Source organism: Oleiharenicola sp. Vm1, assembly GCF_047777955.1.
GTDB lineage: Bacteria > Verrucomicrobiota > Verrucomicrobiia > Opitutales > Opitutaceae > Didemnitutus.
This window is the reverse complement of sequence record NZ_CP180537.1, coordinates 4,206,252-4,232,184: the sequence shown is the minus strand read 5'-3', so window position 1 is coordinate 4,232,184 and position 25,933 is coordinate 4,206,252. Positions and strand designations below refer to the sequence as shown.

Sequence of the window (25,933 nt, the reverse complement as noted above, 5' to 3'; positions counted from 1 at the left end):
GCGAGAAGCAATGACCCAGTGCAGTCGAGCAATTGCGCAAGTGATTGATTCAGCGATTGCGCCTGCGGAAGCAGGCGTTTGGCCGTCAGGCGGGGAAGCGGCGCGGCCTAGGTCGGTTTAAGGGATTGGCCGCTCCACGGCCGCGTCCTGCTTCGCAGCAAGAAGCTCGTCCACCGCCGCTGCGAACGCGCGCAGATATTCCTCGCCGCGCGCGTGGTGAACCATCGCGACGATGAGATAGTGGCGCTCCGGACCGGTGACGACCGCAGTGTCGAGCTGCCAGTCCTCCCACCAGCCGGCCTTGCGGCGGATCTCCAGCCCCGGCCGACCGGCCAGGCCGGCGACAAACTTGTCCTCCTTGTGCGGGATGTCGGGCGAACGGAAGATGTCGCGCATCGCCGCCGACGCCGCGGGAGACACGAGTTTGTCCTGCTCGAGCAGCAGGTAGAACCGCAGCAGCTGTCGCACAGTCGCCGCGTGCGAATGCCCGCCGACGGGATCGACGACGCGCTCGCCGCCCTTGCCGTAATGCTTGCCGAGCCAAATGCCGCCGCCGGTCTTCGTATCGTAAAGCCCGTAACGGTCGAGCACGCCGCGGATGAAACTCAGCCCGAGCTGTCGCGAGAATTTCGCCGCGAGTTCATTGTCCGACTGCTTGATCATGAGCCCGAGCTCGTGCCGCGTCGTCGCGTCGAGGTCAGTCGAATCCGGATGCGCGGCGAACCAGCCGAGCAGGATCGCGATCTTCGGCACGCTCGCCGCGTAGTCGATGCGATCCGGCCGCACCCAAGCGAGACGCAGCGTGCGCAGGTCGAACACGCCGACCGAGGTTTGCGCCTCCGGAATCTCCCACCGCGCGCGCAGCTGCGCGTCGATTTCCTCGACGCGGCGTTGCAGCGCGGCGTCGACCGCCGGGGACCGATCCAGGCTGTAGGTGTGAAAGTCGGGCATGGGGGACGCGGCAGCCGTTGCGGCGATGCCGAGCGATAGGGTGGCGAGGACGGCCAGCTTCATGGCTGGGCCGGACGTTAGTGGACGCCTCCGCGTTGCCAAGCCGCGGGCCGAGCAAAGTTTTCCGCTAATTTTCTTCACCTCGGCGCGGCGACGCCGTTTCGTCGAGGCGCGCATGAAGGTCACCGGCATCGCTGTCGTCCCGCCGCCCACCGCGGCCGAGCTCCCGAAAGTCACGCCCGAGCTGCTGGCGTCCGTGCTCGCGCGCTACTCGCGCAGCAACGACGGCCTGGCGAACATCCTCTCGAAGGTCGACCTCGCGCACCCCGACGAGTCGATCGATCGCATCCTGAAGTTCGTCGACTACGGCCACGCCTCCATCGGCGGCCTGACCGGCGGCCTCGCCATCGCGCTCGACGGCGTCTCGATGTGGCTTGCCTATAAGATTTTCGAGATCGCGCAGATGGCCGACGGCCAGGAATCGAGCACGCGCTACATCACCATGGACGCGGCCAACCTGCCGACGCCCGCCGAGCTCGGCGTGCCGGATGATCTCGCCGCCCAGTGGACCGGCGTGATGGCCCGCGCGTTCGCCGCCTACAACGCCGAATACGCCCGCCTCGACCAGCTCGGCCAGAACCAGCCGGAGCTCATCCGCCTGCCGGCGAACGCCAAGCCCGCCGTCGTCGCGCGCATCCGCAAGAACTACGCCCTCGACCGCGCCCGCTACTTCATCCCGCTCGCCACGCGCACCAACCTCGGCCTCGTCCAGAGCTCGCGCATGTGGGCCGCGACGGTGAAGCATCTCGACTCGCTGCCGCACCCCGAAGCGAAGGCCGCGGCCGCCGCGCTCCGCGACGTCCTGCTCAAGCTCTCGCCGCGGCTGATGCGCCACAGCACCGCGGAGAAGTCCTACGCGGCCCAGGCCGCGCAGGAACTCGCCGTGTCGTGCCGCCTCGGCCTCGAGCGCCTCTCCACCGCGCCGCTCGCCGACCAGGTGTGGGTGAAGGTCGACCGCGACACGCCGCCGTGGCTGCGCGAAGAACAACCCCTCGCCGAGGCGCTCCAGCATCGCGCCAACCGCTACGGCTACCAGGGCACCGCGACGCGCCGCATGCGCGTGAGCTTCGCCTGGAACAACCTCGCGATCGCCGAGCTGCGCGACCTCAACCGCCACCGCACCGGCCACCGCTACACGCCGCTCATCCAGGCCGGGTTCTACCTGCCGCCGGAGATCGCGCCCGCCGCCCACCAGCCCCTGCTCGACGCCCAGGCCGCGCTCACGCGCGCGCTGCTCCAGCGCGGCTCGCCGGCCTACGTCTACTCGCTCCTCCTCGGCGCGCAGACGCCCTTCGAGCACAGCACGCACGCCGACAAGTTCATCTACGAGGCCGAGCTCCGCACCGGCATGGGCGCCCATTTCCGCTACGCCGAGCACCTCAGCGCCGCCCTGAAGGAATTCTTCGTCCAGGTCCCCGAGGCGAAGGCCTGGGTGGTCGAGGGCACGGCCGAGCCCGAGTAGGTCACGCAAGGTAAATTGGCTTGCCGCTCCCGCGCGGTCCGGGAACATGCCAGCGGTTTGCTGCTGCGCATGGTCCCACGCGTATCCATCAGCATCGAGTTTCCCCCGCGTGGCGACGGGTGCTTCGCCGTTTGCATCCCCGACTGATGTCCGCGCGCTTCAAAATTCTGCAGTTCAACATGCAGTTCGGCCAGATGTGGAGCGATGCCGACCCCGACCGCGCACCGATCCGGCTGAGCCTCACGATCGAGGAGATCCTCAGCCACGAGGCCGACCTCGTGCTGCTCCAGGAGGTCGAGCGCGCCGAGCCGGGCGGCACGCAGCCGCCCGTGCCGCCGAACTACACCCGGCTCAAGTCCGCGCTCGCCGGCTACGACAGCTACTTCTCGTTCCCGCGCGAGGACCCGCGCGAGCTGCCCTTCGGCATCGGCCTGGCGATCTTCTCGCGCACGCCGCTGCGCGACCCGTTCCGCCTCGACCTGCCGTCGCCGCCGGTCGAGTTCGATTTCTTCGGCGAAAGAAAGACGCCGACCGACCGTCTGCTCATCGGGGCGACGACCACCATCGGCGGACGCGACCTGCGGGTGCTCAACACCCACCTGCTCGCGCTCTTCATGCTGCAGTCCAGCAGCGAGCAGCACAATCAGCAGCGCCAGCTCGTCGCCGCGCAGCTCCGGAGCGCCGCCGGCCCGACCGTGCTGGGGGGCGACTTCAACGTCAGCAGGCACGAGTCCCTCGTGCGCCAGTTCGGCGAGGCCGGCTTCAAGACCGTGCAGGACCGCGAGGTCACCTGGCGCCGCCGTCCCTACGTGCTCGACCACCTCTTCTACAACGCGCCCCTGCGCCCGGTCAGCCACGCGGTGAAGCCGACCATCGCCTCCGACCACCACGCGCTCGTGGCGGAGTTCGAGTTTGCGGAGTAGGGCGCGCTCAGCCGCGCCGCACGCGCTCCTTCTCGTCGTCGCGCTCCGCCTCCAGCCGCGCCTTCTCGTTGGCGATCTGCTGGCGCAGCTTGTCGGCCTCGTCGAACTCCTGCTTCGCCAGCGCGGCGTCGAGCTGCTGCTTCAGGAAGATCTCGCGCTCGGCGATCCTGCCCTGGAACACGCGGTCGATCTCCGCCAGCCGGGCTTTCTGCTCCGGGGTGAGCGGGCGGCTCGAGGGATCGGACTTCGCGAGGCGTTCCATGGCGAGTTCGTAGGCGCTTTTCATGCCGGCGAAGATTGCCGGCTTCAGCCAAACTTCACGCCGAAAATCACCACCAGCGCCACCGCCACGACCGGCGGCCAGTAGCCGCCGGCCCGCGGCCGCCAGCGCAGGCTCGCACCGGCGAACATCGTCGCGAGCACGAGGACGAGCGCCGCCGGCGCCATCCATCCGGCGCGGAACTCCGCGGGAAAATAGACGCCGGGCAGGTCGGTGCCGCGCTGCACCAGCCCGTCCATCGCCCGGATCAGCAGCGCCGCGGCGTGGTTGAACACCAGCACGAGCGGCCCGAGGTGGGCGAGCCCGCCCAGCATGGCGAGGAAGCCGGCGACGATTGCGAGCGACGACAGGGGGATGATGACGAGGTTGGCAACCAGCGCGCCGGGCGAGAACAACCCGAAGTAGCCGATGCTGCTCGGCGCGCTGGCGAGCGTCGCCGCCCAGGTGATCGCCAGGCCGCCGAGGAGCTCGCGCCCGCGGTCCCTGACCCAGCGCTGCCACGGCCGCCAGCTCACCTCCGGCAGGTCGCGCCAGGGTTGCCAGCGCGCCTGCCAGCGCTCCGCGAGCGGCAGCCCCATCACCAGCAGCGCGGCCACCACCGAGTAGGACATCTGGAATCCCGTCGCGAAAAGCTGGCGCGGATCGAGCAGCAGCGTCGCCAGCGCCGCCGCCGCGAGCGCCGCCAGCGGATTCGACGGCAGCCGGAACACGCGCGAGCCGAGCCAGAACGCGATCATCAGGAACGAGCGCACCGCGGGTGCGCTCCCGCCCGTGATCTCGACGTAGAGCCACAGCACCGCGAGACCCGCGATCACCGCGGTCCGGCGCGGCACGCGCAGCAGCTGGAGCGCGCTCAGGATGGCCATGGCGATCACGCCGACGTGCAGCCCGCTGATGGAAAAAATGTGGAACACGCCGCTGCGCATGAAGGCGTTTTGCTGCTCCGCCGACAGCACCGCCTTTTCGCCCAGCAGCATGGCCAGGTAGAGCGAGACGATCTCGGGGTGCCGCTCCAGCCCGCGCCGCAGGCTCGCCCCGAGCCGGTCCTGCGCGGACTCGCAGAAACGCTGGAAGCCCGTCGGCGCCCGCAGCTCCTCGCTCAGGTGCCCGCGCACGATGCGCACGCGCACGCCCAGGCTCGCGAGGTAGGCGGCGAAGTTCCGGTCGTTCCCGTCCGGCGGCGGCAGCGCCTCGACCACGCCCGTGAACCGGTATTCGCCCGACGCCACCGGCGGCACGCCGATCCGGCGGATGGCGGAGAAATACACGCGCTGGCCGACGAGCGGCGCGGCCGCCGCCGGGTCCGCGCGGAGGATGCGGGCGATGCCGTTGACGGTCTTCCGCTGCGGTGCGGGCGGGAAAACCTGCTCCGCCCGCAGCGTCACGGTCACCTCGCGCGGCGGCGCCGTCCATTCGCGCGGCGCGGGCGAGCGCCACCGCAGCCAGCCGGCGCCGAAGGCGGCGGCCGCCACCGCCAGGCCGGCGGCCCAGACGCTCCAGGCGAGCCGGTTCCCGCTCCGGCCCGCGAGCGCGGCGGCGAGCGCCCCGCTGCTCGCCAGCAGGGCCAGGCCGGCGGCGCCGGGCGCGGCCCCCGCGTGTTCCCAGAGGAGGCCCGCGCCGAACGGCAGCAGCAGCCAGAGCAGGGGAGCGCGCAGGGCGGTGGTCATCGGCGGCACCCCGGCCCGAGGGCGATCGCGCCGAGCAAAGCAGCCGGCGGCGCGCCTTCAAGCTTGTTTCGTGCGCCGACGCCCGCACTGTCTGGACAACCATGGCACGCGGCGACGATCAAGGCTCCCTCTTCGGCGAAGACCCCGCCGCGCCCGCCCCGCGCGGGGAGCCGGCGGGCCCCGCGCCCGTGGCGGCGCACCAGCCGCTCGCCGCGCGCATGCGGCCGCGTTCGCTCGCCGAGATCGTCGGCCAGGACCACATCACCCGCGCCGGGAGCCTGCTCCCGCAGCTCATCGCCACGAACCGCTTCGGCAGCCTGCTCTTCTACGGGCCGCCGGGCTGCGGCAAGACCAGCATCGCCGAGGCGATCGCGCGCGAGACCGGCAGCCGCTTCGTGCGCGTGAACGCCGTGATGAGCAACGTCGCCGAGCTGCGCGAGATCCTCGCCCTCGCCCGCCGCCGCCCGGAGGCGCGCACGCTCCTCTTCATCGACGAGCTCCACCGCTTCAACAAATCGCAGCAGGACCTGCTCCTGCCCGACGTCGAGGAGGGCAGCGTGCGGCTCATCGGCGCGACGACCCACAACCCGGGCTTCTACGTCAACCCGCCGCTGCTGAGCCGCAGCCACCTCTTCCGGCTCGAGCCGCTGGCGGCCCCGGCCGTGGCCGGCGTGCTGCGCCAGGCGCTCGGCGACGCCGAGCGCGGGCTCGGCGCCCGCGGCCACGCGGCGGACGACAAGGTGCTGACCGACCTCGCCGTGCTCTGCGACGGCGACCTGCGCCGGGCGCTGAACTCCCTCGAGGTGATCGCGCTCTCGCTGCCCGAGCGGGCGCCGATCACGGAGAAGGAACTCGAGGTCTTCGCCCGCGAGCGCCGCATCCGCTACGACGCCGACGAGGACGAGCACTACGACACCATCTCGGCCTTCATCAAGAGCTGCCGTGGCAGCGACCCCGACGCGGCCATGTATTGGCTGGCGAAGATGCTCGCCGGCGGCGAGGACCCGCGCTTCATCGCGCGCCGGCTCGTGATCCTGGCCAGCGAGGACGTCGGACTCGCCGACGCGCTCGCCCTGCCGCTGGCCGTCGCCGCGCACCACGCCTGCGACTTCATCGGCCTGCCCGAGGCGGAGCTGACCCTCGCGCACGTGACGCTCTACATCGCCGCCGCGCCGAAGAGCAACTCGGCCACGCTCGCGCTCGGCGCGGCGCACCGCGCGCTCAAGGAGCAGCCGGTGCAGCCCGTGCCGGTGCACCTGCGCGACAAGGGCGGCCAGGCCAGCAAGCGCGCCGGCCACGGCCAGGGTTACCTCTACTCCCACGATTTCCCGGAGAACATCTCCGGCCAGGCCTACCTCGAGAAGCCGCTGGCGCTCTACACGCCCAAGACGGCCGGCATGGAGGCGAAGATCGCGGAGCGGCTCGCGCGCTGGAAGGAGCTGCGCCGCCACCCGCGCGGCTGAAGCCCCGTGGCGCCGGGCGCGAATCGCTTGCTAAAACCGCCGCGGCCCGCGCGGGGCTTGCGGGCGTCGCGGCGTGGCATAGCTTTCGCGGCATGAAAACGCGGCTCCTCCTGCTGGTGTTCCTCGTCCTCGGCGGCGCGCAGCTTCCCGCCCTGACGGCCCAATCCTCCGCCCCCGCCAAGGCCGACGCGAAGAAGGAGACCGCGCCCAAGATCGACGGCATCACGATCGCGCGGCCGAACGGTCAGTTCCTCGGCATCGCGCTCGAGGGCGGCACGTTCAAGCTGTCGTTCTACGACGAGAAGAAGAAACCCGTGCCGCCCGACGTCACGCGCGCGGCCGCGCGCTGGAATCCGAACTACAAGCAGGGCAGCGAGCGCATCATCCTGAACCTCTCCGCGGACGGCAAGGCCCTCGTCGGCGTGAAGCCGGTGCGCCCGCCCTATGCCTTCAAGCTCTTCCTCACGCTGCTGAAGGCCGCCCCGGACGCCGGCGGCGAGGGCGCCGAGCAGGCGGCGGAGACCCACGTGGTCGACTTCCGGGCCTGAGCGGGTGTTAGCGCGGCGAAGCCCGGCTGAAGCGCGGCTGCTGAACTTGCCGCGGATTTGACAGCGCCGGGTTGCGTGAGGATGCTGCCCGCCCTTCCGCCATGTCCGCTCCTGCCGCCCAGTCGCCGTTCGATTCCGTCGAGGTCGCGATCCAGACCATCGCCGCCGGCGGCGTGGTGATCGTCACGGACGACGAGGGGCGCGAGAACGAGGGCGATCTGGTCTTCGCCGCGGAGAAGGTCACGCCGGAGCTGGTGAACCTCATGATCCGCCACGCGCGCGGCCTGATCTGCGTGCCGATGACGGAGCCGGCGCTGAAGCGGCTCGGCATCAATCCGATGGTGCAGCAGAATCGCGAGGCGATGCGGACGGCGTTCACGGTGTCGGTCGACGCGACCGAGGGCATCACCACCGGCATCAGCGCCTTCGACCGGGCGCGCACGGTGCAGCTGCTGGCGAATCCGGCCACGCGTCCGGACGAGCTGGTGCAGCCCGGACACATTTTCCCGCTCTGCGCCCGCCCCGGCGGCGTGCTCGAGCGCGCGGGCCACACGGAGGCGGCGGTCGACCTGGCCGCGCTGGCCGGCCTCGGCCCGGTGGCGGTGATCTGCGAGGTGCTGAACGAGGACGGCACGATGGCCCGCGTGCCGGAGCTGGTGGAGTTCAAGCGGCGCCACGGCCTGCCGCTGATCTCGATCTCGTCGCTGATCGAATACCGCCACCGCCGCGAGAAGCTCGTCGAGTGCGTCAGCACGCGGCCGTTCTCGTCCGAATACGGCGAATTCACGCTGCACGTCTTCCGCAGCAAGGTCGACGGGCGCCACCACCTCGCGTTCACGATGGGCAAGCTCGATGCCACGCCGGCGCTGGTGCGCGTGCACACGGAGAATCTGCTCAGCGACGTCTTCCACGCCCGCGACATGGGCAGCCATCGCTCGCTGCTCGCCTCGCTGCAGCGGGTCGCGCAGGCGGGCCACGGCGCGATCGTCTACATGGAGCAGAACGGCCGCATGCAGGAGGCGATCGCGAGCCTCGAGCAACCCGGCCGCCCGAGCCTGCGCGATTACGGCACCGGGGCGCAGATCCTGACCGCCCTCGGCCTGCGGAAAATCCGCCTCCTGACGCACTCGAATCGCCGGGTCGTCGGCCTGGACGGCTACGGCCTGGAGATCGTCGAAGTGGTGCCGGTGTGAGACGCGGATTTCGGATTGCGGAATGCCCGGCGGGCGCCGCCAATAGGCCCTTCCATGAGTCTCCACGCTCCCAGTGACCTGAACCTCCGCGGTGCCGGCCTGCGCTTCGGCCTCGTCGCGGCGCGCTTCAACGCGGAGCTCGTCGACGGCCTGCGCCAGCGCGCGCGCGCGGTGCTCGCGGCCGCCGGCGTCCGCGCGGCGGACATCGTCGAGGTCCGCGTGCCCGGGTCGCACGAGGTGCCCTGGGCCGCGCAGCAGCTGGCGGCGGCGAAGCGCTTCGACTGCGTGATCGCGCTCGGCGTGCTCATCGGCGGCGACACCAATCACCACGAGATGGTCGGCGACAGCGTCTCTCACGCGCTGCAGCAGGTCGCGCTCGGCACCGGCGTGCCCGTGATCAACGGCGTCATCGTCGCCAACACGCCGGCCCAGGCCCGCGTCCGCTGCCTCGGCCGGATCGACCGCGGCGCCGAGTTCGCGCGCGCCGGGCTTGAAATGGCGACCCTGCGGCGCACCTTGCGGAAGGGCCAAAAATCATGAGCAGTCAATTTTCCCAACGCCGCGAGAGCCGCGCCGCCGCGCTCCAGTTCCTCTACGCCTGGAGCATCAACAAACCCGCGAATTTCACCGACGACCTGCGGCTGTTCTTCGAGGGCCTCGAGAAGCCGCGCGACCACTATGCGTTCGCCGAGGAGCTGATCGACGGCGTGGTGAAGAACCTCGACGAGATCGACGGCCACATCCGCACCCTCGCCCACAACTGGGAGTTCGACCGCATCGCGCGCATCGACCTCGCCATCCTGCGCCTGGCGATCTTCGAGATGCTGCACCGCAAGGACATCCCGCCGGTCGTCTCGATCAACGAGGCGATCGACCTGTCGAAGAATTTCTCCACCGCGGACTCGAAGCGTTTTATCAACGGCATCCTCGACCGCATGAAGGACAAGGCCGGCCGCGACGCGCGCAAGGCGACGACGGAGTGAAGCGCCCGCGAAGCACACGAATCTGCCCGGAGGGGATCCGGCATGCGTGTGGATTCGCGCGATTCGCGGGAGTTTTTTCATGTTTTCCCTCTTCAAGAAGTTCAAGGACGGCTTGACCAAGACGGTCGCCGCCATTGCCGCCAAGACGCACGGGCTGTTCGGCGGACGGAGGATCGACGCCGCGTCGCTCGACGAGCTCGAGGAGGCGCTCTACACGGCCGACTTCGGCGTCGAGACCACCACCGAGATCCTCGAGGAGATCAAGACCGCCTACCGCCAGGATCCGTCGCTCCAGGGCCGCCAGGCCGCCGAGATCGGCGCCGCGGTGCTGCAGCGCGTGCTGGCCGGCGCCGAGGGCACGCTCGCGGCGCCCGCGGCGAAGCCGACCGTGATCGCGATGATCGGCGTCAACGGCTCCGGCAAGACCACCACCACCGCCAAGCTCGCGCACAAGATGAAGGGCGACGGCCAGACCGTGATCGTGGCGGCCTGCGACACGTTCCGCGCCGCGGCGGTCGAGCAGCTCAAGAGCTGGGCGACGCGCCTGGGCATCGATCTCGTGGCGAGCCACACCGGCGCCGACGCGGCGGCGGTGGCGTTCGACGCCTGGCAGGCCGCGAAGTCGCGCGGCGCCGACTGGCTGATCGTCGACACCGCCGGCCGGCTGCACACGAAGAGCAACCTGATGGACGAGCTGGCGAAGATCCGGCGCGTGCTCCAGAAGAACGACGCCAGCGCGCCGCAGCACCGCTGGCTGGTCGTGGACGGCTCGCTCGGCAGCAACTCGATCGAACAGGCGAAGGTGTTCCACCAGAGTTTCGGCCTCACCGGCCTGATCGTGACCAAGCTTGACGGCACCAGCCGCGGCGGCGCGATCGTGGGCATCTACCGGCAGCTGAAGATCCCGATCTACTTCATCGGCCTGGGCGAGCAGCCGGACGACCTGCAGCCGTTCTCGATCGCGAATTACAGCCGCGCGGTCTTCGGGCTCGATTGACATGCGCGCGCTCGCCGTCGGCTGCCTCGGGATCTGGCTGGCGGCGGTGGCGCCGGCGCAGGAGCGCACCGAGGCCTGGCGGCTGAGTCCCCGCCGCTGCGCGATGCCGTCCGCGCCACCGTGGAGGGGCAGTTGCACGCGCTGCGCGCGCGCAAGTTCGACGACGCCTATGGCCTGGCCGCGAGCGGCATCCGCCGCCAATTCACCGCGCCGGTGTTTGCGGCGATGATCCGGCGCGGCTACCCGGCGTTGCTGGAGCACCGCCGCTTCGAGTCCGGTATCGTGCGCGACGACCGGCAGCGGCACGCGCAGGTGATCTACACGGTTTTCGACTCCGCCGAGACGGCGCACACCTATCGCTACCGGCTGGTGCAGGAAGAGGGGCGCTGGCGGATCGAAGGGGTCGTCGCGGCGACACCCGAGAAGCCGCGCGGGATCTAGGTCCGGCGGCGGATTTCCCCGACCACCTAAATTTAGGTGGTTTTTGCCGTCCGGGCCGGAGGCGGCATGGGCTATGGTCGCGCCCGTTTTCGCCCCGGCAACGGGTGCGAGAGGTGACCAAAAAGGGCTCGCATGTGTTCACTGGCCCGTGACACGTGCGAGCCCTAACCTTTTTCGGGGCCCCAAAAAAGGCGCGGCCGGATGGGCCGCGCCTCGGGCAAGCAAAGGGTGATCGGCTATTTGACCTCGCCCATGAGCTTCTTCACCCAGGGCGTGAGCGCGAGCAGCGCGATGAAGGCGAGGCCGACCCAGCCGGCCTGGTGGAGGAAGAAGGCCGAGAGCGCGTTCGGGTCGGTGGAGTTGAAGTCGCCCGCGACGGTGCCGGCGAGCTTGTTGCCCAGCGCGGCGGCGAGGAACCACACGCCCATGACGAGGCCGACGAGGTTGGCCGGAGCGAGCTTGGTCATGGTGCTCAGGCCGACCGGGCTGAGGGCGAGCTCGCCGACGGTCTGGAGGAAGAACAGCCCGACCAGCCACATCGGGCTGATGCGGCCGTCGATGGTGAGCTTCGCGGCCGGCACCATCAGCACGAACGACAGGGCGAGGAAGAACAGGCCGAAGGAGAACTTGATCGGGCTCGGGATGCGGTCGCCCCACTTGACCCAGACGAAGGCGAAGACCGGCGACAGCACGATGACGAAGATCGAGTTCACCGACTGGAACCACGACGAGGGAAAGGCGAAGCCGGCGATCTCGGTGCGGGTGAGCTGGTCGGCGAAGAGCGAGATGGTCGAACCCGCCTGCTCGAAGATCGCGCAGAAGATCAGGTAGGCCAGCGCGAACACGAAGACCGCCGCCATGCGCCTCTGCGCCGGATCACGGCGCGTGCCGAACCAGATGATGGCGAGCACGGGCACCACGACGTAGCCGTAGCTGATCCACGCGAAGCTCGGATTGAAGTCGGACAGCGTCACGACGCCGAACACCGCGGCGGAGGCGACGAGCACGGCGAAGAGCTTGCCCCACGGGCGCGGGACGCTCGCGGCGGGCGCGTGGCCGACGTCGGCGAGCCGGTGCCGCTGCAGCACGTAGGTGACCAGGCCGACGATCATGCCGATGCCGGAGACCGCGAAGGCCCAGTGCCAGCTGCGGTTCGGGTCGAACCCGTTGCGCGCGAAGAACTCCTTGGCCATGTCGCTCTGCGCGACCCAGCCGGTGATCAGCGGCGCCACGAGCGCGCCGGTGTTGATGCCCATGTAGAAGATCGAGAAGCCGGAGTCGCGGCGCGGGTCGTCCTTGGCGTAGAGCGAACCGACCATCGTGCTGATGTTGGGCTTGAGCAGGCCGGTGCCGCAGGCGACGAGCACGAGACCGAGGTAGAAGAACGTCGTCGAATGCACCGCGAGCGACAGGTAGCCCGCGGCGATGATCACGCCGCCCCAGAACACGGTGGCGCGCGCGCCGAGGAAGTTGTCCGCGATGTAGCCGCCGGGGATCGAGAGCATGTAGACGCTCATCGTGTAGGTGCCGTAGATGATGCCGGCGGTGCGGTTGTCGAAGCCGAGGCCGCCCTTGGCGAGCGGCGCGACCATGAACAGCGTGAGCAGGGCGCGCATGCCATAGTAGCCGAAGCGCTCCCAGAGCTCAGTGAAGAACAGGTTGGTCAGACCACGCGGGTGACCGAACAGGCCGCTCGTATCTCGAGCCGGCGAAGGGGCAGGTTGCTGCATGGGGTCGGATTCGGGCGATTTCACTCGGAAAGCGCAAGCGCGCACCTCCCGGCCGGCCCGGGTATTCCGGGCCAAACCGCGGTGGACAAACCCGCTACTGCCCCCCGAAATGCCCCGGTGTCCGCGCCCGTCCTGCTCCTCTACGCCACCGTCTCCGGCAACGCCGAGGCGCTGGCGCACGCCGCCGCCGCGGCGCTGGGGGCGCGCGGCCGGCGCTGCGCGGTGGAGAACGCCGCGGATTTTCCTGCGGGCCGGCTGCGGGAATTCGACGTCGCGCTGGTGATCGCGAGCACCTGGGGCGAGGGCGAGCTCCCGCCGGAGGCGGCGGAGTTCGGCGCCGCCCTGGCCGCGCCCGCGCTGCGCCTGGACGCGCTGCGCTTCGCCGTGCTGGCGCTCGGCTCCCGCAGCTACCGGGATTTCTGCGCCGGCGGACGCCGGATCGACGAACTTCTCGCCGCGCGCGGGGCCCGGCGGCTGCTCCCGCGGCGCGAGTGCGACACGAAATTCAAAACTGACTTCAAGGAATGGCTCGGACAGGTCGAAGTAGCCCTTGCAAGCTCCGCATGAAACGCGAACGCAAACTCGCCGCCCAACTCGGCCGCCTCCTCGTCGGCCTCGGCCTGACCGAGGCCACGGCCGCCGTCGTGCCCGCGCGCGAGGAAGCGCTGGCGGTGCAGGCGCCCGAGGAACTCCCGGCGGGCGAAGTGCGGGTCTTCCTGCCCCCGGCGGCGTCCGGGCCGACACGCCGCTGCTCGTGGCGCTCGACGGCCAGAACATGGCGGCGTGGAAGCTGGCCGAGACGATCCAGCGCCTCGCCGCCGCGGGCGAGATCGTGCCTCCGCTCGTCGTCGCGATTGCCGCGACGCCCGACCGCGTCGAGGAATACGGCCTCGCGCGCACGCTCGACTACGCCGGCCGCGGCAAGAAGGCCGCCGCGTTCCAGCGTCGCGTGCTCGACTTCGTGCTGCCCGAGGTGCGGCAACGCTACGGCGTGCAGGCCGCCGCCGCGCGCACGGCGATCATGGGCGCCTCGCTCGGCGGACTCAGCGCGTTCGACCTCGCCTGGGCGCATCCAGACGTGTTCGGCACGGTCGGCGTGTTTTCCGGCTCGCTCTGGTGGCGCGGCGAGGATGGCGACTGGCGCGCCGCGCAACGCTCGCGGCTCGCGCACAAGATCGTGCGCGAGACGGCGGCCAGGCCGGCGCTGCGGCTCTGGTTCGAGGCGGGCACGGCGGACGAGACCGACGATCGCGACGGCAATGGCGTGATCGATGCGATCCAGGACACGACCGAGCTGATCGACGAACTCGTCGCGAAGGGTTTCCGCCGCGACACCGACGTGCGCTATCTCCAGATCGAGGGCGGCAAGCACCACGAGTCCACCTGGGCCGAGGCGCTCCCTGTCTTCCTGACGTGGGCGTTCCCGCGCCGCTGAATCAGCGCGCGATGCGGCGCGGCTCCGCTCCCGAGGATGGGTGCGGGGTGAAGGCGGCGATGACCACGCCGAGGAGATTTTCGGTCACGACGGCCTCGTCGTCGTGGCGGGCATTGTTCAGGCCCCGCACGCGCCAGCCGTCGCGGCATTTGGCGATGAGCACGTGGGCGACGGGGCGCTGCGCCCGGTTGCGGTAGACCGCCGTCTGGCCGGGGCGGAGCTCGGCGAATCCGACCGCGCGCAGCACGAGGATCGTGCCCGGCGGGTAGAGCGGTTGCATCGATTCGCCTCCGCCGACGAGCGTGAAGGTGTCGGGCGTCGCGCCCACGATTTCCCCGGCGCGCTGCCAGGCTTCGGACTCGCTCGTGGCGAGCGGGCGCGGCGAGTGGCCGGTGAACACGCCGCGGATCCACGCGTCTCCGGTCTCGTCGAACGCGGAGGCCGATGTCCACCACGCCGCCAGCAGAAGGAAAATTCGCGCCGCGCATCGCGCAGTCAGCCGCACCATGCGTGCTGTTTAGCCCCGCGCGCGCCGACGTGGCGAGCGGATGATGTTGGGGATGATTCCTCAGGCCGTTTTCCGCCGGCGCGTCCACCAGATCGCAAAGCCGGTGACGGCGAGCATGCCCGGAGCGAGGCCGGCGAGGGCCCAGAGGATTTTCACAGGCAGGCCGCCGAATTCGCCGAAGTGCAGCGGGCGGAAACTGTCGACGATCCGCGCCCAGGCGCCGGCGGCGCGCAGGTCGTTCGTCGACCGGTGTGCGCCGGTCGAGGCGTCGTAGACGACCGTGCTGCCGTAGGGACTCGTGAGCGCGCCGTGCGGCGCGATGGCGCCCCAGAGCGTGACGGCCGGCGCGGCGGGGTCGCTCGGCAGCGAGAGGAAGTTGCCGCGGAAGCCCGGGAGCCGCTGCGCGGCGTCGCGGGCGAGGGCGTCGAGCGAGAGCGTCGGGGCGTAGAGGCGCTGCTCGATCTTCTTCTGCTCGTGCTCGCCGGCGAGCCATTCGCCGATGACGTGGGTGAAGTTCCAGTAGGCGCCGGTGAAGCCGAGCACGAGGTTGAAGGCGACGGAGGTGATGCCGACGAATTTGTGCAGATCGGAAAACAGGATGCGCGCGCCGCGGCGCCAGCGGAGCGTGAGGAGGTTTTTCCAGAACTCGCGGTAGAGCCACCCGCCGGTGACGCCGAGCACGAGCAGCAGGAGCCCCAGGACCGCGGCGAGCAGCAGGCCGGCGTGGTCGGCGAAAAAGGCGTAGTGCAGCTCGAGCAGCCAGCCGGTGAGCGTCGTCGTGCCGAGGCGCGGCGACGCGAGCAGGCGGCCGGTGTAGGGATCGAGCGTGGCGACGAGCCATTCCTGGTCGCCGCGCCGGATCACGTAGAGGACGTCGGCGTGGCGCGGCTCATCCCACTGCGGCAGCCAGCCGGTGATCTCGTGCTCCGGCAGCTGCCGCTGGGCGTCCGCGAGCAGGGCGTCGAGCGGCCGGCGCCCGGCGGGCGTGGGCTCGACGCGCACGAGCTCGCGGTTGAACAGCGCCTCCAGCTCCTCGTGGAAGACGAGCAGGCTGCCGCTGAGGCCGATGACAAGCAGGCCGAGGCCGGCGGCCAGGCCGAGCCAGGAGTGGAGTTGCCAGAGGCGCTTGCGCATGGAATTGGCGGGCGGACGCGGGGACGCGCTAGAGCTTGTATTCGAAGGCGAGCGAGAACTGGCGCGGTGCGCCGTAGATCGCGCCGTATTGGACGGTGCGCAGGTATTTCTCGTCGGTGACGTTGTCGACGTTGAGGCGCGCGGTGGCGCGCTTGGTCAATTCGTAGGCGGCGAAGCTGTTGACGAGCAGGTAGGCGTCCTGGCGCACGCCGCCGGCCTTGAAGATGTCGGATTGCCAGCGCAGGCCGGCGCCGAGCTTGAGCTTGGGCAACGCGGGCAGGCGGGTGTCGGCGCGCAGGCTGACGATGGTGCGCGGGACCCATTCGTAGATGTCGGCGCCGTCGGGGCCGGTGAGTTCCATGCGGGTGAAGCCGGCGGTCAGGTTGGTGTTGGACGCCACGCGGCCGGTGGCTTCCACTTCGAAGCCGCGCGAGTGCACGTCCTTGGGGGCGTAGTAGGATTGCTGGGCGACCGGATCGAAGCCGGCTTCGGTGGCGAGGCCCTTTTGCTTGGCGTCGAAGAGCGCGACGGTGGTCAGCAGGCGGCGGTTCAGCCACTCGGCCTTAAGGCCGATCTCGGCGTTGACGCCTTTCATAGGGGCGAGGAAGCGGCCGCTGATGTCGCGTTGGTCCTGGGCCTGGAAGATGTCGGAGTAGGAGGCGTAGGCGAGGACGTTGGCGGTGAGATCGCAGGTGAGGCCGGCGTAGGGGCTGACTTCCTCGGTGGTCTCGTTATCGAGGTTGACGCCGCCGCCGTAGATCGAGGTGCCGTCGCGGTTGAGGCGGATGGCGTTGAGGCCGGCGATGGCCTTCAGGCGGTCGGTCACGCTGAGACGCGTGGCGGCGTAGACGCGGGTGAGTTGCTGATGGCCGTCGTTGCCGACGCTGGTCGCGCCCCAGACGGGTTCGGCGTAGGCGTTGCCGGCGTAGGGAAACGCGGGGAGGACGGCGCTGGGTGAGCTGACGATGGAGTAGACTTCGGAGTAAGTTTTTTGCTTCGAGTGGCTGAGGCCCACGATCGCCTCGTGGCGACGGCCGAAGGCGCTGAAGTGGCCGTTGAGGTTGGCGTCGACGATGTCGCTGCGGGAGTCGGAATCGCTGCGGTAGGGCCAGCCGAGCAGACCGGTGTTGTCGTTGTTGAGCGTGCCGGTGAGCGAGTAGGCGTAGAAGAGTTTGACGGCTTCGTCGCCGGTGCGGTGGTTGTAGGTGAGCTTGGCTTCCCAGTCGGGGGAGAGCGTGTGCACATACTCGACGAAGGCGTTGGCGGAGCGGAGCGCCCACCGGGTCCAGTCCTGCGAGGGCGAGGCGGAGGAATCGAACTCGAGCTGAGTGCCGTCGGCGCGCAGGAGGGTGAGCGAGCCCCAGAAGGGCGAGCGCTGCAGGGAGTCGGTGTAGGTGAAGCCGGCGGTCAGCGCGCCGGCGTTGCCGATCTGGCCTTCGATCACGCCGTAGAGCGTGGTGCGGCGGTCTTGCAGGGCGCGCAGGTAGGAATCCTTGTCCTCGTGCGCGACGACGAGGCGGGCGGCCCAAGTGCCGGATGGAGTTAGGACTTTGTTGTAGTCGAGAGCGGCGCGCTGGAGGTCGTGCGAGCCGGCGCGGACGACGATCTCGCCGCCGTCGTGATTGGTTGGGCGCTTGCGGACGTAGTTGATGGTGCCGGAGGCGTTGCCGACGCCGGTGAGGAGGCCGTTGGCGCCGCGGATCAGCTCGATGCGGTCGAACAGGTAGGTGTCTTCCTGGCCAACAACGAGGCCCCAGTCGTTGGTCATGCCGAGGCCGTCGACTTGCGTCAGCATGATGTCGAAGCCCCGCGCGCTGTAGGAGGTGCGGTTGGTTTCCCAGGCGTCGACGGTGAGACCGGTGCCGAGTCGCAGTGCGTCGTTGGTGCCGGAGGTGGCGAAGTCGCGCATGGCGTCCTGGTCGATTGTGCTGATCGATTGGGGCGTTTCTTTGAGAGTTAGCGGCAGATTGGTCGCGCCCTTGGAGGTGCGATGCTCGCGCTTCGCGGTGACGGTGAAGCTGTCGAGCGCGACCGGGGCGTCGTGGGGCGCGGTTTGCGCGCGAGCGAGGAGCGTGGCGCCGAGCGCGAGCGCGGCGAAGGCGAGAGGAAGGCCGGAGGAGCGGCGGGTGTGTTTTCTCATGACGAAAGGCGGAAGGGTTGAAAAAGGACCCGTCCGCACCGGGCGCCGGCGTGATCGTGATTTTCCGAGTCACGACATGCGCAGGCGGCGGCCCGGCGCGGACGGGCAAGGGTCAGCACTCGACCACAAGGTTGGGGCCGCCGCGCCGGGTCCGGCGCGCGGCGTCGAGCGGCCGCGCGTTCAGCGCGTCGCGGCTCGATTCAGAGGAAAGGAAGCGGAGGAGTCGTTCAGACGATGGGTCTTCGCGGAAGGAGGACATGAAGTGCAGCGGTCTGCACAGGTCGTGACTCGGAAAGGGTTCCATCCGCGGACCCGGCGACAGCCTCGCGACACAGCGAACCGTGCGGCTTCCGAACCGGCGAGGCGCCCGGAGAACGACGAAGGGCGGATGGAGAAAGAGGCGTCATGTCGCGAGGTGGATGCAGCCGATGAACAGCGCGAGCAGCGCGACCGCGGCGAGCAGGCCGAGGACGAAGTGTCGGTCGGCGCGGGACGGTGGGTTCATGGCGTGGGGCGACATGGAGAAAAGTTCAGGTGGCGCGGGAGGCGTCGCGGCGCGGGAGGAACCGCCGCCAGGCGAGGGCGAAGTCGGTGTAGACCAGGAGGCAGCCGCCGAGGCAGGCGAGGGCGGCGACGAGCTGGCTGCCGAGGCCGAGCGCCTCGCCGGTGTGGAGGAAGCGCGTCCACGTGCGCGCGCGGCGGCCGGGCGTGAGATCGCCGAACGACTCGCGGCGAAGCAGCTCGCCGGTGAAGGGATGCAGGTAAAGCGTGGTCGCGGCCGTGCGCGGCCAGGCGCCGGGGGTGCGGATGACGACGGTCGCTGGCGGCGGCGAGGACGGGCGGGCCGGCGCGGCGGCGTTGGCGTCGGGGTGGCGTGCCTCGCGTCCGCCATTGCCGGCGGCGAGGCGGAGCGTGAAGGACTCCGCGTCGGGCGCGAGGGCGCGGGCGCGGGCGAGGAGCGCGTCGGGGTCGAGCGGGGGCGTGTCCTCGGGGCGGACGATCGCGAGCGCGGGACCGGCGGGAGCGGCGGCGGGTCCGGGCGGCGGCGGGGTTTCGCCGAAGACCTGGAAGACGCCGTTCGAGGCCCAGCGGTAGGAGATCGGCAGCGCCGTCAGCGTGAGCGCGATGAGCACGGGCGCGCACCAGAGGCCGACGGCGTTGTGCCAGTTGAAATCGCGGGCCTTGCCTGTGAGGCGCCCGTTGAGGAGGGCGACGGTCTTGAAGCCGCGCACGGACCAGGAGCGCGGCCACCAGAGGTAGAGGCCGGAGAGCGCGAGGAAGCAGAAGGCGAGGTTGCCGGCGCCGTTGACGGCCTTGCCGATGGGGCGGCGGTCGTCGCCCAGCGCGAGCCAGCGGTGCCATTCCTCGAGCGTGTGGAGGAAGTCGCGGACGCGGGTCGAGGCGGGCGTGCGGATCGCGCCGGTGTAGGGATCGGCGTAGAGCGCGCCGTCGCGGCCGAGCTGGAAGGTCACCGCGGCGCGCGGATCGGCGGAGACGATGACGGCGGTCGGGCGCGCGGCCGGGTGCGCGGTGCGGACGCGCCGGGTGAGTTCGGCGAGCGGGAGGCGCGCGGACGACGCCGGGATATCGACCCGGCGCGCGTCGCGCTCCGCCCAGGCGACGAGTTCCTTCTCGAAGGCCAGGGCGGCGCCGGTGGCGCACATGACGCCGATCACCAGGCCGGCGATCAGGCCGGCGGCGAGGTGGAGCCAGAAGAGGACGGAGCGGAGCAGCGGCATGCGGCGAACGGGAAGCGCGGCGGGAAACGGGGCGAGCGAGGCGCGGGGAAATTCAAAGCGGGGCGCGCGGATCGCGGTGGACCCGCGCGCCCCGGAGCACTCAGAAGGTGGTGGTGACGCTCACGCGGAAGGCGCGCGGGGAGCCGGGCGTGATGTTGGTGTTGCTGTTGGCGGTGGCGTCGTAGTCGCGATCGAGGAGGTTCTCGACGTTGAGCTGCGCGCGGACGCGGTCGTTGAGGCGGTAGAACGCGGCGGCGTCGAAGCGGACGAAGCCCGGCAGGCGCACGGTGTTGTCCGCGGAGGCGAAGATCTCGTCGCGGTAGATGGCGCCGAGGCCGAAGCCCCAGTCGCGGCTCACGTCGTAGCGGTTCCAGAGCGAGAAGGTGTGCCGGGGCAGCTGGGCGAGGCGGGCGCCGGCCCGGATGGTGGCGGACTGGGTGGAGAGGAAGCTGCCGTCCTGGTAGGCGTAGCCGCCGGCGATGCTCCAGTTGCGGGAGAGGCGACCGGTGAGGCCGAGCTCGACGCCCTTGGTGCGCTGGCCGTCGGTGAGCAGCATCTTGGTGGAGTCGGCGGGGTCGGTGATGGCGACGTTGGTGCGGTCGAGGCGGTAGGCGGCGGCGGTGACGGCGAAGTCGCGGCGCGGCTCCCACTTGAGGCCGACCTCGTAATTCTTGAATTCCTCGGGATCGAGGTTGCGGTTGGTAAGGCTGAGGGAGCTAAGCTGTTCGCCGGCGCGCGGCACGAACGACATGCTGTAGCTGGCGTAGAGCGAGAGGTTCGTCGCGGGCTTGAGGACGAGGCCGGCGCGCGGCGAGAGCATCTCGTCGGTGACATCGAGCGAGGTCGCGTTGCGGTGGTTGTCGAAATCGACGGCGAAGCGGTCGTAGCGGACGCCGACGAGGCCGAGGAGCTGCGGCGTGAGCTGGAGCTGGTCCTGCGCGTAGACGCCGACGGTGCGGGCGACGCCGTGGTTGTCGGCGTCGGTCGCGCTCTGGCGGAACACCGCCGGGATGGTCGTGCGCGGGTTGGCGAGCGGGACCTGGATCGAGGTGGTGCCGACGGCGACGGAGTCGAAGTAGGCGGTGTTGCGGAAATTGTCGGTGACCTGGCGGCCGAGCTCGACGCCGGTGAGGATCTGGTGCTGGAGGCTGCCGGCGTCGAGGTTCCAGACGAGGTCGGTCTGGTTGAAGACGTTGTCGCGCTGCGTGGCGTTGTTGTAGCCCTGGATCGCGACGGTGGTGCCGGCGGCGTTCACGGCGCCCGGGAAGACGTTCTGGTAGAACTTGTCGTAGGTGGAGTAGCGGGTGTGGTTGCGCAGGGTGATGGCGGCGTTGAAGCGGTGGTCGACGGTGAAGAACGCGGTGTGGACCGAGGCCTCGACGTGGCTTTGCGCGGGGTTGCCGAAGAACGTCGACGGATCGACGGCGAGCGGACGGCCCTGGAAGGACGAGATGCCGCGGTCGGCGACGCGCTCGTCGTGGAAGTATTCGTAGCCGAAGCGTAGCGTGGTGGCGCGCGAGAGGTCGTAGCGGAAGGTCGGGTTGACGCCGGAGCGCTTCACGGTGACGTCGTCGCGGTAGCTGCCGCTGTCCTCGTAGAGGCCGGTCACGCGGTAGGAGAGCGCGTTGGTGAGCTTGTCGCCGAAGTCGAGCGTGCCGCGGTATTGCTCCCAGGAGCCGATCTGGATCGTGGCTTCGCGGTGGGTGCGGCCGTTGGCGAGTTTCGTCGCCCGGTTGATGAGGCCGCCGGAGCCGCCGCGGCCGAAAATCATGGCGTTGGGGCCCTTCAGCACCTCGACGCGGTCGACGTTGTAGAGGTCGCGGAAATATTGGACGTCGTCGCGGACGCCATCGATGAAGAAGTCGGCGGTGGTGCTGTTGCCGCGGAGGACCGGCGTGTCGCGGTTGCCCTCGCCCTGGGCGATGCCGACGCCCGGCACGTAGCGCGTGACGTCGCCGATGTTCTGCATCGCCTGGTCGTCGATCAGCTCGCGGGTGATGACCGAGATCGATTGCGGGACGTCGACGAGCGCCGTGTCCGTCTTGGTCGCGGTGACGCTGCGCTGGACGGTATAGACGTTCTTTGCCTTTTGGCCGTTCACCTCGAACTGGGCGAGGCGGACGACCTCGTTGGACGGAGGCAGGTAGCTCGGCGTGTCGCCGGCGTCGGCGGCAGCCAGGGCCGTGTGCGCGCCGCAGACGGCGAGCGCGGCACACACGGCGGAGCGGTAGGAAAGGAGGAGCGCGTGGAGTTTCATGGAAGGCGGTGCAGGTAAATTGAGAACGGGTCGCACTGCACATGCGACCCAATCTCACGTCAAGTGAGATTTGAGAATTTGTCTCAAAATGACCGAAAAACCGCATAAAACGCGCATGACCGAAACGCGGTTTGACCGTCGCAAGTGTTTGCGCTCTAAGGTCCCTGTGCTCGCTCCCCTCGAAGTCCAGCTGCCTGATCATCGCTACCCGATCCATTTGCGCACGGGGGCGGCGCTGGAGGCGCTGAAAGCTGCGTTCGCCGAGCCGACCTGGACGGGGCGCGCGGCGGCGGTCGTGACGGATGCCTCGGTCGCCAAGGTTCTGGGGCTCGCCCCGGGAGACGTATTTGCGGATGCCCCGGTGCTGGTCTTGCCGGCCGGAGAGGGCACGAAGACGGTCGCGCAGCTGGCCGAGGTGTGGGAATTCCTCGCCCGGCACCGCCTCGACCGCCGCGGCGTCCTCTGGGCCATCGGCGGGGGCGTGGTGGGCGACCTCGCCGGCTTTGCCGCGGCGAGCTACCTGCGGGGCATCGACTACGTGCAAGTCCCGACGACGCTGCTGGCGATGGTCGACAGCTCGGTGGGCGGGAAGACGGGGTTGAATCTCAAGGCCGGCAAGAACCTCGCCGGGGCGTTCCATCACCCGCGCGCGGTGTATGCCTGCGCGGATTTTCTGCGCACGCTGCCGCCGCGCGAGTTCGCGGCCGGGGCGGCCGAGGTGGTGAAATACGGCCTGCTGGCGGACGCGGCCCTGTTCGACCGACTCGAGGCCCGGCCGCTCACGCTCGCGCATCCCGACTTGCTCGCGACCGTGCGGCGCTGCTGCGAGATCAAGGCGCAGGTCGTGCAGGCCGATCCGCGCGAGACGGCGCCCGAAGGCGGCCGCGCGCTGCTGAATCTCGGCCACACCTTCGGCCACGCGATCGAGAACGTCGCCGGTTACGGCTCCTACCTGCACGGCGAAGCGGTGGCGATCGGCCTCGCCGCCGCCGCGCGGCTGTCGCGCGAGCTTGGCCTCGTCGACGAGGCGGCGGTCGTGCGCGTGGAGCGCGTCGTGGCCGCCCACGGCCTGCCTGTGCGCCTGCGCGAGCCGCTGCCGATGGCGGCCTTGTTCGACGCGATGGCGCGCGACAAGAAAAACCGCGACGGCCGGCTGCGCTTCGTCGTCCTCGCGGCGCTCGGCCGCGCCGCGACCCGCGGCGACGTGCCGGTGGCGCCGGTGGAGCAGGTCTGGCGCGAGGTCGGCGCGGCCGGGTGATTTTTTGACTGCGCTCGCCGCGCCGGGCGCTAGGTTGGCCTTCCCATGTCAGCCATCGACGAGGGCATCGTCCGCGAATACTTCGAGCAAGCCGGCTTCTTCGTGCGCCAGGCGCGCAAATACGCGCTGACCGCCCGCAAGGGCGCGGCGGACGAAGTGATCGACCTCGTCGTGTTCAACCCGACCTGGCAGCGCGGCTCGCGCAAGCCCGACTTCTTCCTCTTCGCCAACGAGCTGCCGTTCGTCCACCGCGCGGTGATCAGCATCAAGGGCTGGCACGCCGCCGGGCGCTTCACGCCGAGCACGCTGCGCAACCAGCCGGAGATTTTCCGCTTCCTCGAGCAGAGCGTCCTCAAGGAGGCGTCGCGCCTCTTTCCCAGCGAGACCGAGGATCCGGACGGCGCCGGCCTGCTGAAGATCCTCGTCCTGCCCGGCCTGCCGACCGCGGAGCCGTTCCGCTCGCAGGCGGTGGCGATGCTGAAGGAGAAGGGCGTCGACGCCGTGATCTCGTTCCGCGCCATGCTGCTCGACCTGATCGACAAGGTGGAACTCAACCGCAACTACGGCAAGAGCGACACCCTGCAGCTCATCCGCGTGCTGAAGAACTACGACCTGCTGCAGGATCCGCAGCTCGACCTGCTCAGCGAGCGCGTCGCCAGCCGCCGGGGCAAGGAGTGATTTTCCCGTGATCCATCCCACCGCGATCGTCGAGCCGGGCGCGCAGCTCGGCGCCAACTGCACCCTCCACGCCCACGCGATCGTGACGAAGCACGCCGTGCTCGGCGACGGCGTGACCGTGCACCCGTTCGCCGTCGTCGGCGGCGACCCGCAATACCTGAAGTTCGATCCCGCCACTGCGAGCGGCGTGGTGGTCGGTGCCGGCACGGTCATCCGGGAGCATTGCACGCTCAACCGCTCGATCTACGCCGGCAAGAACACCGTCGTCGGCGCGCGCTGCTTCCTCATGGCCAACGTGCACGTCGGGCACGATTGCGCGGTGGCGGACGACGTCGTGCTGGCGAACAACGTCATGCTCGCGGGCCACGTCAGCGTGGGCAGCTTCACCTTTGTCGGCGGCGGCGCGGGCATCCACCAGTTCGTGCGCATCGGCGAAGGCGTGATGGTCGGCGGGCTCACGCGCCTGACGAAGGACGTCGCCCCTTCCTCATGGTCGCCGAGCGCGACGAGGTGCCGGGTTTCAATCTCGTGGGCCTGAAGCGCCGCGGCTTCCCCCGCGCCACCATCCTGGAGATCAAGGCCTGCTACGCGCACGTCTTCGCCGGCGGCGACCCGCGCCCGCGGGCCGCCGCGAAACTCGGCGGCGCGCAAAGCGCCGAGGCGCGCCGCTTCCTCGAGTTCTTCGCCGGCGGCAAACGCAGCTTCGCCCGGCCCGCGGCGCACGGCGCGGAGGAGCCGGCGGCGGACTGACATGGCGCACCTCGCATTCACCTGCGGCGACCCGGCGGGCGTCGGCCCCGAGATCATCGCGGCCTGGCTGGCCGCGCATCCGGCCGAAGCGGCGGACGTGGCCGTCATCGGTCCGGCGCGCTGGCTCGACACCCTGCCGACGTGCGGCGCGAAGATCGCGGTCGGCCTCGAGGATTTTACCGCCACGCCCGGCCGGCCCGATGGCGACGGCGCGCTGCTGGCCTGGGCCGCGATGGAGCGGGCGGCGGCGGGCACGCAGGCCGGTGAATTTTCCGGCGTCGTCACCGGCCCGGTGAGCAAGGAGCGCCTCGCCGCCATCGGCTACGAGTTTCCCGGGCAGACCGAGTTCTTCGCCGCGCGCTGGGGCGGCGAGCCGGTGATGTGCTTTGGCGGCGGCCGGCTGCGCGTGGCGCTCGCCACGTGGCACGTGCCGCTCGTCGAGGTGCCGCAGCAGCTCGGTCCGCAGCTCCTGCACCGCACCATCGCCGCGGCCGACCAGCTGGCCCGGGCCGACGGCCTCGCCGCGCCGCGCATCGGCGTCTGCGGCCTGAACCCGCACGCCGGCGAGGGCGGCCTGCTCGGGCTCGAGGAGCGCGATTTCCTCAACCCGGCGCTGGCGAAGCTGCGCGGCGAGTTTCCCGGCCTGTCGCTCTGCCAGCCCGGCGACACGCTCTTCGCCCGCGCGCTGCGCGGCGAGTTCGACGTCGTGGTGGCCCTCTACCACGACCAGGGCCTCGCGCCGCTCAAGGTCATCGATTTCGACGACTCCGTGAACATCACCCTCGGCCTGCCCTTCGTGCGCACGAGCCCCGACCACGGCACGGCCTTCGGGCTGGCGGGGCAGGGGAAGGCGAGCGCCCGGAGCTTCGCCAACGCCGTGGCCACAGCCCGGCGCTTGATAAATCTCCGCGCCCGGCAATAACTCTGCGCGTGGTCCCCGCCGCTCCAGTCACATTGCCCGAAGGCGTCCGCGAAGGTAACGAGAACCTCGTCCGCCTCACGCCCGATGCCGGCGCGAAGGTCGCGGCGCTCATCGCGCGCGAATCGCAGGGGATTTCCTGCGCATCGCCATCACCGGCGGCGGGTGCAACGGGCTGAGCTACAAGCTCCGCTTCGTCGCCGAGCCGCGGCGCGGCGACATCCTCGTGCGCACCGCCGGCGCGCAGGTGGTCGTGGACCCGAAGACGGCGCTCTACCTCAAGGGCACGGTGCTCGATTACTCGCACCAGATGGTGGGCGGCGGGTTCAAGTTCGCCAATCCCAACGCCAAGGCTTCCTGCTCCTGCGGCGAGAGCTTCAGCGTGTGACGCGGCCGGCCCTTCCCCGGGCGAAACCC

The 25,933-nt window shown here is 70.2% G+C and carries 28 protein-coding genes; 18 read left to right on the top strand and 10 right to left on the bottom strand.

All coding sequences use genetic code 11. The features are described 5' to 3' along the window. Positions 1-117 precede the first annotated feature (117 nt). Positions 118-1,014: a serine hydrolase gene (locus ACMYLB_RS20295; protein WP_415908760.1), complete on the bottom strand. Its 897-nt coding sequence runs from the start codon at positions 1,012-1,014 to the stop codon at positions 118-120. Positions 1,015-1,126: 112 nt separating this feature from the next. Here ACMYLB_RS20295 and ACMYLB_RS20290 point away from each other — a divergent pair, with 112 nt between their 5' ends. Beyond that, positions 1,127-2,473 carry an FAD-dependent thymidylate synthase gene (locus tag ACMYLB_RS20290; RefSeq protein ID WP_415908759.1) on the top strand — a complete coding sequence of 449 codons (1,347 nt, stop codon included), beginning with the start codon at positions 1,127-1,129 and terminating at the stop codon, positions 2,471-2,473. 146 nt (positions 2,474-2,619) lie between these two features. Continuing rightward, entirely contained in the window at positions 2,620-3,396 is a 777-nt protein-coding gene (locus tag ACMYLB_RS20285) for an endonuclease/exonuclease/phosphatase family protein (RefSeq protein ID WP_415908758.1), read from the top strand. Between the two features lie 7 nt (positions 3,397-3,403). Here ACMYLB_RS20285 and ACMYLB_RS20280 read toward each other — a convergent pair whose 3' ends face one another. Then, a complete protein-coding gene (locus ACMYLB_RS20280; protein WP_415908757.1) occupies positions 3,404-3,682 on the bottom strand; it encodes a hypothetical protein in 279 nt (92 codons plus the stop codon). A 20-nt stretch (positions 3,683-3,702) separates the two neighbouring features. After that, positions 3,703-5,343 carry a ComEC/Rec2 family competence protein gene (locus ACMYLB_RS20275; RefSeq protein WP_415908756.1) on the bottom strand — a complete coding sequence of 547 codons (1,641 nt, stop codon included), beginning with the start codon at positions 5,341-5,343 and terminating at the stop codon, positions 3,703-3,705. A 101-nt stretch (positions 5,344-5,444) separates the two neighbouring features. Between ACMYLB_RS20275 and ACMYLB_RS20270 the strand changes: the two genes are divergently transcribed. The 7 genes from ACMYLB_RS20270 (at position 5,445) to ACMYLB_RS20240 (ending at position 10,968) form a co-directional block, all read left to right on the top strand. Next, the gene (locus ACMYLB_RS20270; protein WP_415908755.1) at positions 5,445-6,806 is read left to right on the top strand and encodes a replication-associated recombination protein A; all 1,362 of its coding nucleotides are present in this window, start codon (positions 5,445-5,447) and stop codon (positions 6,804-6,806) included. A 92-nt stretch (positions 6,807-6,898) separates the two neighbouring features. Then, on the top strand, positions 6,899-7,354 hold the full coding sequence (locus ACMYLB_RS20265; RefSeq protein WP_415908754.1) for a hypothetical protein: 456 nt from the start codon (positions 6,899-6,901) through the stop codon (positions 7,352-7,354). Positions 7,355-7,455: 101 nt separating this feature from the next. After that, complete coding sequence (ribB, locus tag ACMYLB_RS20260; protein WP_415908753.1) at positions 7,456-8,547, top strand: 3,4-dihydroxy-2-butanone-4-phosphate synthase; 1,092 nt, start codon at positions 7,456-7,458, stop codon at positions 8,545-8,547. A gap of 54 nt (positions 8,548-8,601) precedes the next feature. Then, a complete protein-coding gene (ribH, locus tag ACMYLB_RS20255) occupies positions 8,602-9,087 on the top strand; it encodes a 6,7-dimethyl-8-ribityllumazine synthase (RefSeq protein ID WP_415908752.1) in 486 nt (161 codons plus the stop codon). After that, positions 9,084-9,530, top strand: a complete 447-nt coding sequence (gene nusB, locus ACMYLB_RS20250) for a transcription antitermination factor NusB (protein WP_415908751.1) — start codon at positions 9,084-9,086, stop codon at positions 9,528-9,530. Before ribH ends, nusB begins: the two co-directional genes overlap by 4 nt. Before the next feature lie 79 nt (positions 9,531-9,609). Then, positions 9,610-10,527: a signal recognition particle-docking protein FtsY gene (gene ftsY, locus ACMYLB_RS20245; protein WP_415908750.1), complete on the top strand. Its 918-nt coding sequence runs from the start codon at positions 9,610-9,612 to the stop codon at positions 10,525-10,527. Between the two features lie 132 nt (positions 10,528-10,659). Then, positions 10,660-10,968, top strand: coding sequence for a DUF4864 domain-containing protein (locus tag ACMYLB_RS20240; RefSeq protein WP_415908749.1), 309 nt, complete (start codon positions 10,660-10,662; stop codon positions 10,966-10,968). Between the two features lie 236 nt (positions 10,969-11,204). Here ACMYLB_RS20240 and ACMYLB_RS20235 read toward each other — a convergent pair whose 3' ends face one another. Then, positions 11,205-12,698 carry a peptide MFS transporter gene (locus ACMYLB_RS20235; protein ID WP_415908748.1) on the bottom strand — a complete coding sequence of 498 codons (1,494 nt, stop codon included), beginning with the start codon at positions 12,696-12,698 and terminating at the stop codon, positions 11,205-11,207. Positions 12,699-12,815: 117 nt separating this feature from the next. Between ACMYLB_RS20235 and ACMYLB_RS20230 the strand changes: the two genes are divergently transcribed. Next, entirely contained in the window at positions 12,816-13,265 is a 450-nt protein-coding gene (locus ACMYLB_RS20230) for a flavodoxin domain-containing protein (RefSeq protein ID WP_415908747.1), read from the top strand. 187 nt (positions 13,266-13,452) lie between these two features. After that, positions 13,453-14,133, top strand: coding sequence for an alpha/beta hydrolase (locus ACMYLB_RS20225; RefSeq protein ID WP_415908746.1), 681 nt, complete (start codon positions 13,453-13,455; stop codon positions 14,131-14,133). Position 14,134: 1 nt separating this feature from the next. On the opposite strand, the gene ACMYLB_RS20220 is transcribed toward ACMYLB_RS20225, so the two are convergent. The 6 genes from ACMYLB_RS20220 to ACMYLB_RS20195 all read right to left on the bottom strand — a co-directional run bounded on the left by ACMYLB_RS20220 (position 14,135) and on the right by ACMYLB_RS20195 (position 21,911). Then, on the bottom strand, positions 14,135-14,641 hold the full coding sequence (locus ACMYLB_RS20220; protein ID WP_415908745.1) for a S24/S26 family peptidase: 507 nt from the start codon (positions 14,639-14,641) through the stop codon (positions 14,135-14,137). Between the two features lie 60 nt (positions 14,642-14,701). After that, positions 14,702-15,775 (bottom strand): PepSY-associated TM helix domain-containing protein, encoded by a 1,074-nt coding sequence (locus tag ACMYLB_RS20215; RefSeq protein WP_415908744.1) that lies wholly within the window; start codon positions 15,773-15,775, stop codon positions 14,702-14,704. A gap of 28 nt (positions 15,776-15,803) precedes the next feature. Continuing rightward, complete coding sequence (locus tag ACMYLB_RS20210) at positions 15,804-17,915, bottom strand: TonB-dependent siderophore receptor (RefSeq protein ID WP_415908743.1); 2,112 nt, start codon at positions 17,913-17,915, stop codon at positions 15,804-15,806. Positions 17,916-18,027: 112 nt separating this feature from the next. Then, positions 18,028-18,174: a hypothetical protein gene (locus tag ACMYLB_RS20205; RefSeq protein WP_415908742.1), complete on the bottom strand. Its 147-nt coding sequence runs from the start codon at positions 18,172-18,174 to the stop codon at positions 18,028-18,030. Between the two features lie 271 nt (positions 18,175-18,445). Beyond that, complete coding sequence (locus ACMYLB_RS20200; protein WP_415908741.1) at positions 18,446-19,654, bottom strand: PepSY-associated TM helix domain-containing protein; 1,209 nt, start codon at positions 19,652-19,654, stop codon at positions 18,446-18,448. A 100-nt stretch (positions 19,655-19,754) separates the two neighbouring features. Then, positions 19,755-21,911 (bottom strand): TonB-dependent receptor, encoded by a 2,157-nt coding sequence (locus tag ACMYLB_RS20195; protein ID WP_415908740.1) that lies wholly within the window; start codon positions 21,909-21,911, stop codon positions 19,755-19,757. Between the two features lie 166 nt (positions 21,912-22,077). Between ACMYLB_RS20195 and aroB the strand changes: the two genes are divergently transcribed. The 7 genes from aroB to ACMYLB_RS20160 are packed head-to-tail and all read left to right on the top strand — an operon-like array spanning position 22,078 to position 25,904. Then, positions 22,078-23,169: a 3-dehydroquinate synthase gene (gene aroB / locus ACMYLB_RS20190; protein ID WP_415908739.1), complete on the top strand. Its 1,092-nt coding sequence runs from the start codon at positions 22,078-22,080 to the stop codon at positions 23,167-23,169. A gap of 45 nt (positions 23,170-23,214) precedes the next feature. Continuing rightward, on the top strand, positions 23,215-23,847 hold the full coding sequence (locus tag ACMYLB_RS20185) for a hypothetical protein (protein WP_415908738.1): 633 nt from the start codon (positions 23,215-23,217) through the stop codon (positions 23,845-23,847). Positions 23,848-23,854: 7 nt separating this feature from the next. Further along, positions 23,855-24,385 carry a hypothetical protein gene (locus ACMYLB_RS20180; protein ID WP_415908737.1) on the top strand — a complete coding sequence of 177 codons (531 nt, stop codon included), beginning with the start codon at positions 23,855-23,857 and terminating at the stop codon, positions 24,383-24,385. Next, on the top strand, positions 24,337-24,597 hold the full coding sequence (locus tag ACMYLB_RS20175; RefSeq protein ID WP_415908736.1) for a hypothetical protein: 261 nt from the start codon (positions 24,337-24,339) through the stop codon (positions 24,595-24,597). The genes ACMYLB_RS20180 and ACMYLB_RS20175 overlap by 49 nt, the downstream gene beginning before the upstream one ends. Position 24,598: 1 nt before the next feature. Then, on the top strand, positions 24,599-25,519 hold the full coding sequence (pdxA, locus tag ACMYLB_RS20170; RefSeq protein ID WP_415908735.1) for a 4-hydroxythreonine-4-phosphate dehydrogenase PdxA: 921 nt from the start codon (positions 24,599-24,601) through the stop codon (positions 25,517-25,519). Positions 25,520-25,527: 8 nt separating this feature from the next. Continuing rightward, positions 25,528-25,695 (top strand): hypothetical protein, encoded by a 168-nt coding sequence (locus tag ACMYLB_RS20165; protein ID WP_415908734.1) that lies wholly within the window; start codon positions 25,528-25,530, stop codon positions 25,693-25,695. Beyond that, on the top strand, positions 25,641-25,904 hold the full coding sequence (locus tag ACMYLB_RS20160) for a HesB/IscA family protein (protein ID WP_415911122.1): 264 nt from the start codon (positions 25,641-25,643) through the stop codon (positions 25,902-25,904). Before ACMYLB_RS20165 ends, ACMYLB_RS20160 begins: the two co-directional genes overlap by 55 nt. The last annotated feature ends 29 nt before the right edge of the window (positions 25,905-25,933 follow it).